The organism is Falsiroseomonas oryzae (assembly GCF_027856955.1).
In the GTDB taxonomy this organism is placed as follows: domain Bacteria; phylum Pseudomonadota; class Alphaproteobacteria; order Acetobacterales; family Acetobacteraceae; genus Falsiroseomonas; species Falsiroseomonas oryzae.
Genome location: NZ_JAPSMD010000304.1, coordinates 1 through 6,639, shown reverse-complemented (window position 1 = coordinate 6,639; position 6,639 = coordinate 1). Strand labels below are relative to the sequence as shown.

7 protein-coding genes are annotated in these 6,639 nt (G+C 73.4%); 1 reads left to right on the top strand and 6 read right to left on the bottom strand.

Annotated features, from left to right (window positions below; all coding sequences use genetic code 11):
• The 4 genes from OZN99_RS22445 to greB all read right to left on the bottom strand — a co-directional run.
• Window positions 1-701 (bottom strand): hypothetical protein (locus OZN99_RS22445; protein WP_270937484.1); only part of this gene is annotated, 701 nt, incomplete at its 3' end.
• 134 nt (window positions 702-835) lie between these two features.
• Window positions 836-1,780, bottom strand: a complete 945-nt coding sequence (locus OZN99_RS22440; RefSeq protein ID WP_270937483.1) for a pirin family protein — start codon at window positions 1,778-1,780, stop codon at window positions 836-838.
• Window positions 1,781-1,941: 161 nt separating this feature from the next.
• Entirely contained in the window at window positions 1,942-2,859 is a 918-nt protein-coding gene (locus OZN99_RS22435) for an adenylate/guanylate cyclase domain-containing protein (RefSeq protein WP_270937482.1), read from the bottom strand.
• Between the two features lie 73 nt (window positions 2,860-2,932).
• Window positions 2,933-3,463 (bottom strand): transcription elongation factor GreB, encoded by a 531-nt coding sequence (gene greB / locus OZN99_RS22430; protein ID WP_270937481.1) that lies wholly within the window; start codon window positions 3,461-3,463, stop codon window positions 2,933-2,935.
• Between the two features lie 123 nt (window positions 3,464-3,586).
• On the opposite strand from greB, the gene OZN99_RS22425 reads away from it, so the two are divergent.
• The gene (locus OZN99_RS22425) at window positions 3,587-4,468 is read left to right on the top strand and encodes an AEC family transporter (RefSeq protein WP_270937480.1); all 882 of its coding nucleotides are present in this window, start codon (window positions 3,587-3,589) and stop codon (window positions 4,466-4,468) included.
• On the opposite strand, the gene OZN99_RS22420 is transcribed toward OZN99_RS22425, so the two are convergent.
• Both OZN99_RS22420 and hflX read right to left on the bottom strand, forming a co-directional pair.
• On the bottom strand, window positions 4,465-5,301 hold the full coding sequence (locus OZN99_RS22420) for an inositol monophosphatase family protein (protein ID WP_270937479.1): 837 nt from the start codon (window positions 5,299-5,301) through the stop codon (window positions 4,465-4,467). The genes OZN99_RS22425 and OZN99_RS22420 overlap by 4 nt on opposite strands.
• A complete protein-coding gene (gene hflX, locus OZN99_RS22415) occupies window positions 5,298-6,623 on the bottom strand; it encodes a GTPase HflX (protein WP_270937485.1) in 1,326 nt (441 codons plus the stop codon). The genes OZN99_RS22420 and hflX overlap by 4 nt, the downstream gene beginning before the upstream one ends.
• Between the last annotated feature and the right edge of the window lie 16 nt (window positions 6,624-6,639).

Below are 6,639 nucleotides of genomic sequence, written 5' to 3'. Positions count from 1 at the left end.
GCGGCCGGCGCCGCCGGGGCGCGCGCCAGCCGCTCGGTCAGCCGGGCAGCATCCGGGGCAAGCGGGGCCGCGATGACTGGCATCTCCGGCGGGCCCGGCTCGTCCGGCTCCGACGACAGCAGCAGGAGCGCGACCGCCGCCGACCCGGCCAGACCGGCCACCATGCCCAGCGCCAGACGGCCGCGCGGCAGGCGCGGCCCCTCACCCGAACCTGCGTCCGGCGCCTCCGGCACGGCGGGGCGAAGGGGCGCCAGGGGCAACCGGCCTTCCTGTGTGAAGCGGAGCGCGCCGCGCGGCGTCAGCAGGATCTGCAGCGCGTCTTCCCACGCACCTTCGCCCCGGAGCGAGAGCGGAGGCTCCCAGTCGAAGGCCTGCGCGAGGATGGTCTCGAGCCGAGGCACTTCCTCCGCGCGCAGGCTTCGGTGGATCACGGGCAGATGGCCGGGATAGGCCGAGGTGAATCCCCGCATGTCGATCAGGGCCCGGAAGCGCTGGACGGCATCGGGGGTCCACAACGGCTCGACCTGCAGCAGCGCCACGCCCACGCCCTTGCGGATCAGCAGGATGTGGATGAGCGCATCGCCGAGCCGGTAGTTGGCCACCAGGCGGGACCCGTCGCGCAGCCGCTCGACCGAGAAGGTGGCCTCGGGCTCAGCCGCCTGTCCGGGTGCCGACGCACACGTCGGTGTCCCGTGCAGCATGTCCAATCTCGCGACGATGACGCCTGTCCCCAACGGGTACCGTCGCGCGAGTATCGCCCGCCATCGCAATCAGGAAGAACAGCCGCCCGATCGAATCACGGACCTGTGACGCGGGATGAATCAGCGCAGGCTGCTCAGCTGGTCTGGGCCCCCTCGCCGGCCCTCACCTGGCGAGTCTCCGGCAGCGGGATCCATTCCTTCTCGTCGCCGGGCACCACCAGGCCCATGCGGTCGCGCGCCCAGGCCCGCTTCGCCTCCTCGATCCTCTCCCGCGACGAGGAGACGAAGTTCCAGAACAGGAAGCGCGGCCCGTCCATCGCGGCACCGCCCAGCAGCAGCAGTCGCGCCCCGCGCGGCCCCGCCTGCACGGAGATCCGGTCCCCGGCGCGGAACACCAGCATCCGTCCGGCCGGGAAGGCGGTGCCGGCGACCTCCGCCTCGCCCTCCATCACCCAGATCCCGCGCTCCTCATGGTCCGGCAGCGGCAGGGCGGCGCCAGGGGCCAGCATGGCATCGGCGTAGAACAGCTCCGAGGCGACGGCGACGGGCGCCGCCTGCCCCCAGCCGCTGCCGGCGATCAGCCTGAGGCGCACGCCGCCATCGTCCAGCACCGGCAGGGTGGCGCCGGGGTGGTGGGCGAAGTCGGGCGCCGTCTCCTCCTTGTCCTTGGGCAGCGCCACCCAGGACTGGATGCCGGAGAGGCGGTGCGCCGCAGCGCGGCGGGCGGCGGCCGTGCGCTCGGAATGGGAGATGCCGCGCCCGGCAGTCATCCAGTTCACGTCGCCCGGGGCGATCGGCTGCTCGGTGCCGAGGCTGTCCCGGTGCAGGATCTCCCCCTCGAACAGGTAGGTGACGGTCGAGAGGCCGATATGCGGGTGCGGGCGCACATCCACGCCGGCGCCGGTCAGGAACTCGCCGGGGCCCATCTGGTCGAAGAAGATGAAAGGGCCGACCATCTGGCGCTGCTGCGCCGGCAGGGCGCGGCGGACCTCGAAGCCGCCGATGTCGTGGGTGCGCGGCAGCAGCACGGTTTCCACGCCCGGCGGCAGCGGGTTGTTGGGGTCGGCGGTCTGGGTCATGGCGATGGTCCCTGGGGGTGTCGGCCGGAGATGGGCGCGATGCGGCGCCCTGCGAATGGACGCGGTCAATGGGCACCATCGCCCCGGGGCATGACGCTGCTTGCCCGAAGCGCCCGCCCTGCGGATGCGCGGCGGTCACATCTGCGCGCACGGGGAAGGCGTCAGGCCTCCGCCCGGACCTCGTAGCGGACGGTGGTGGGCGTGCCCTCCCCCGGCGCCTCGCCGAAGCCGATGAGCCCGTGCCCGGCCAGCACATGGCTGTCGTGCCGGACGAAGACGGGGGCGCCGCCCTCCGGCTGGATCCAGGTGCCGTTCGTGCTCTGGTCCGTCAGCACGCAATGGCCGCGGCGGAAGTCCACGCGGGCATGCAGGCGGGAGACGATGGGGCCCCGCAGCACCAGGTCGTTCTGCTCGCCGCGGCCGACCGTGGCGCTCGGCCGCTCCTCGGAGAGTTCCAGCCGCATCGCGCCGGCCTCCAGCACCAGCCTCGCGGCGTCGGTGCGCGGCGGCAGGCGCGGCGGGTGGCGCATCATGGTGGAATCCTCGGCCTTCCAGAGGCTCTCGAAGATCTCCACAGGGGCCTTCCGGCCGCGCACGGCGGCGATGTCCACCAGGCGGCAGGTCTGCCGCCAGGCCGGGCCGGCCGCGGCCAGGGTGGCGGCGCTGGTCAGGATCTGTTCGCCCTTCGCCTCCGCCACCAGGCGCGCGGCGACGTTGACCGCGTCGCCGAAGACGTCGTCGTCCTCCAGCAGGACGGGGCCGAAATGCAGGCCGATGCGCACCGCGAGCGGGCGCCCCTGCAGCACGCGCGCGCCGCTGACGGCCACCTGCATCTCTGACGCCGCCAGCAGCGCCGCATCGGCGCTGGGGAAGGTCGCCATCACCTCGTCGCCGATCTGCTTCACCACGGTGCCGCCGTTGTGCGCCGTCGCAGCTTCCAGCCGGTCGAGGCAGCCGGCGATCAGGTCGCGCGCGGCGACGTCGCCCAGCGTCTCGTAGAGGCGCGTGCTGCCGGCGACGTCGGCAAACAGGATGGCAAGCTGCGCGCTGCGCGGGGCAGCCCCGGGCTCAGCGTCCATGCCGCGGCGTGGCTCCCTGCTGCGCCGCCAAGGTGTCGGGCATCACGGCGCCGTGCGCAAGGGCGCTGCCGTGTCAGGCCCCGGGATAGGCGATCGCCACCACCTCGATCTCCTCGACCCCGGCGGGCGTGCGCAGCTTCCGCGTGTCGCCCACCTTCGCGCCGAGCAGCGCGCGCGCGACGGGCGCCACCCAGGAGATCCGGCCGGCTTCGGCGTCGGCCTCGTCCACGCCGACGATGGTCACGGTGACCTCCGCGTCGTCGGAGAGGCGCGCATAGGTGACGGTGGCGCCGAAGAAGACCTGATCGCGCTTCGCCTGCGCCGCCGGGTCCACCACCTGCACCCGCTCCAGCCGCTTGCGCAGGAAGCGGACGCGGCCGTCGATCTGGCGAAGGCGCCGCTTGCCGTACTGGTAGTCGGCATTCTCCGACCGGTCGCCGAGCGAGGCGGCCCAGGCGACGACCTCCACCACCTTCGGGCGCTCCTCCTCCCACAGGCGCTTCAGCTCGGCGCGCAGCGCCGCGGCGCCGGCGGGCGTCATGTAGAAGGGCGTGCCGGGCGGTAGACCCGGCGGCCCCTCATCCTCCTCCTCATCGTCAGCCATGCCGTGCAGCCGTCGCGCGCGGTGTGCGGTCCGGCACAGACAGCACCGCCGGACTGCCGCGATCGTCCATGGCGCCGCAGGCGCCGCGGCACGACACACGGAACTCGAACAGGAAGCGGGACAATGGCCGACGTTCTCCTCGTCATCCTCGTGCCGATCGTCGCTGCCATGGCGCTGGGCTATGCCTGGGTACGATCGGGACGACCCTTCGACAACGCGACGCTCGCGCCGCTGGCGGCGGATCTCGCGCTTCCTTGCCTGATCTTCTCCACCCTCGCCAGCACGCAGATGCCCATCGAGGCGCTGGCCGAGATGGCCGGTGCGGCGCTGGTCGCGCTGCTCGCCTTCGCCGCCGTGGGCGCTGTGCTGCTGCGGGGCGCGGGGCTGAGCCTGCGCACCTACCTGCCCTCCGTCACCTGGGGCAATTCCGGCTATCTCGGCGTGCCGCTCGGCTTCTACGCCTTCGGCGCGAGCGGGCTTGCCTATGCCGCGGCTTTCTCGGCGGTGTCGCTGATGTTCAACTCGGTCTTCGCCGGCGCGGTCGCGGCGGGCCAGGCGAGCCTGCGCGCGGTGCTGCGCAATCCGCTGGTCTGGGCCGTGTCGGCCGGCGCAGCGGTGCGGATCGCGGGCATCGAGGTGCCACGCGCGATCCTGGAGCCGGTGAAGCTGGTGGGCGGGCTCGCCATCCCGCTCACGCTGATGATGGTGGGCGCGTCGCTGGCGCGGCTGAAGGTGGGCGCGCTGCGGCTGCCGCTGACCTTCTCGGTACTGCGCACGGGCATCGGGGTCGCGCTGGCGCTGGCGGTGGCGGCGCTGTTCGGGATGGAGGGCACCGGCCGCTTCGTGCTGGTGCTGCAATGCGCGATGCCCGTCGGGATGCTGAGCTACGTGCTGGCGCAGCGCTTCGGCAACGAGCCGGAGACGATCGCCGGCATCATCGTGGTCTCCACCTGGATGTCGGTGGTCTCAATCCCGGCGATGCTGAGCGTGATGGTGGTTGGCTAGGCGCCCAGCAGCGCCGCCCGCGCCTCGTCCCAGCTGGCGCGGTCCGGCGCGCAGATCAGCCCGCCGCTGCGCGCCCGCGCCGGGTCGTAGGGCCGCCCGTCGAACTGCGCGGCGTAGCCGCCGGCCTCGGCGTGGATCAGCCAGCCCGGCGCGTGGTCCCAGGGCATCAGCTTGTTGTAGACCAGCAGATGCGCATGGCCGCCGGCGGCGAGCCGGTACTCGTGCGCCGCGCAGCGGAAGTTCAGCGTCGCGGCGAGGCGCGGCAGCCGGGCCGGCACGCGGGAGCGGAGCGGCTCCGGCATCCAGCCCCAGGACACGGCGCCGACCATGCGCGCCAGCGGCACCGGCGCGGCGACCTGCAGCGCGCCATGGGTGCGGCCTTCCGAATCCTCGACCCACGCCCCCTCCCCGCGCAGCGCGATGGCGGTGTCGTCGCCGAGCGGGTCGTGGATCCAGCCGGCGACGCATTCCCCGCGGACGAACAGCGCGGCCATGCAGCCGAAGAGCGGCACGCCGGCGGCGAAGTTGGCGGTACCGTCCACCGGGTCCACCACCACGGCGCACTCCGCCGCGGCGAGCCGGTCCAGCAGCGCGGGATCGGCGGCGGTCGCCTCCTCGCCCACCACCAGGCAGCCGGGGAAGAGGCCGTCTAGTCCGGCCGCGATGACGCGCTCCGCCGCCTCGTCGGCTTCCGTCACGAGGTCGAGGGGGCCGGACTTGGCACGCACCGCATCCGGCGCCAGGCGACGGAAGCGCGGCATGATCTCCGAGCGCGCGGCGCCGCGAAGCAGCGCGGCAACGTCGCTGGCCGCCTTCCGGTCGATGCGGGTCATGCGCTCCGCTGCTCGAAGCGCGCGCGATCTGCGGGGGAGAGGCGCACGGTGATGCGGATCGCCTCCTCCTCGTCGTCGCGCGACAGCACCTCGCCATGCTCGTAGAGCCAGGCGATGCCCGCGCCGTCGGAGGGCGCGAGGCGGTACTCGGCGGTCTCCATCCCCGCCGCCAGGCGCTCGTCCAGCGCCGCCCGCAGCTGTTCCAGCCCATCGCCGGTCAGGGCGGAGACGGCGATGGTGCCGGGCAGGTGCGGCACCGCATCCACGCCGCCCATCAGGTCCGCCTTGTTCAGCACCTCCACCACGCGGGACGGCCAGTCGGCGTCGAGAGCGGCGTCCGGGCCCTCCGCCATCTCGGTCAGCACGCCCAGCACGTCGGCGCGCTGCGCGGCGCTGTCGGGATGCGCGGCGTCGCGGACATGCAGGATGATGTCCGCGGCCGCCACCTCCTCCAGCGTGGCGCGGAAGGCCTCGACCAGCTGCGTCGGCAGCTCGCTGATGAAGCCGACCGTGTCGGAGAGGATGACGGTGCGCCCGGATGACAGGCGGATGGCGCGCATCGTCGGATCGAGCGTCGCGAAGAGCTGGTCCTGCGCATAGACGCCGGCGCCGGTCAGCGCGTTGAACAGCGTGGACTTGCCAGCATTGGTGTAGCCGACCAGCGCGACCACCGGATACGGCACGCGCTCGCGCGCCTTGCGGTGCAGGCCGCGCGTGCGGCGCACCTGCTCCAGCTCCTTCTTCAGCTTCACGATCCGCTCGCCGATCAGTCGGCGGTCGATCTCGATCTGCGATTCGCCCGGGCCGCCCAGGAAGCCGAAGCCGCCGCGCTGCCGTTCGAGGTGGGTCCAGCTGCGCACGAGCCGCGTGCGCTGGTAGTCGAGATGCGCGAGTTCCACCTGCAGCGCGCCTTCCTTCGTGCGCGCGCGTTCGCCGAAGATCTCCAGGATCAGGCCGGTGCGGTCGATGACCTTGCAACCCCAGGCCCGCTCCAGGTTGCGCTGCTGCACCGGGCTGAGCGAGGCATCGACGACCACCACGGTCACGCCGTGGCGCTCCACCGCGTCCTTCACCATGCCGACCTGCCCCTCGCCCAGCAGCGTGGAAGGCCGCATGGCGCGCAGCGGGTGGATGGCGGTGTGGACGATGGTCAGCCCGATGGAGGCGGTGAGGCCCACCGCCTCCGCCAGGCGCGCCTCCGCGGCGCGCGTGGCGGCGGCGCCGTCGGCGCGCCCCGGCCGCTCATGCGGCAGAACGACCGCGGCCCTTGTGGGGCCGCGCTCCTCGCCCGGCGGCTGGTTGCTATTCGCCGCGCCCGACAGGGTTCACCTCGCGGCC

Bases quoted from the DNA above. Each gene is read 5' to 3' on its own strand.
- OZN99_RS22425 (WP_270937480.1), top strand. From the start codon at position 3,587: ATGGCCGACGTTCTCCTCGTCATCCTCGTGCCGATCGTCGCTGCCATG.
- OZN99_RS22435 (WP_270937482.1), bottom strand. From the start codon at position 2,859: ATGGACGCTGAGCCCGGGGCTGCCCCGCGCAGCGCGCAGCTTGCCATC.
- OZN99_RS22420 (WP_270937479.1), bottom strand. From the start codon at position 5,301: ATGACCCGCATCGACCGGAAGGCGGCCAGCGACGTTGCCGCGCTGCTT.
- OZN99_RS22440 (WP_270937483.1), bottom strand. From the start codon at position 1,780: ATGACCCAGACCGCCGACCCCAACAACCCGCTGCCGCCGGGCGTGGAA.
- greB (WP_270937481.1), bottom strand. From the start codon at position 3,463: ATGGCTGACGATGAGGAGGAGGATGAGGGGCCGCCGGGTCTACCGCCC.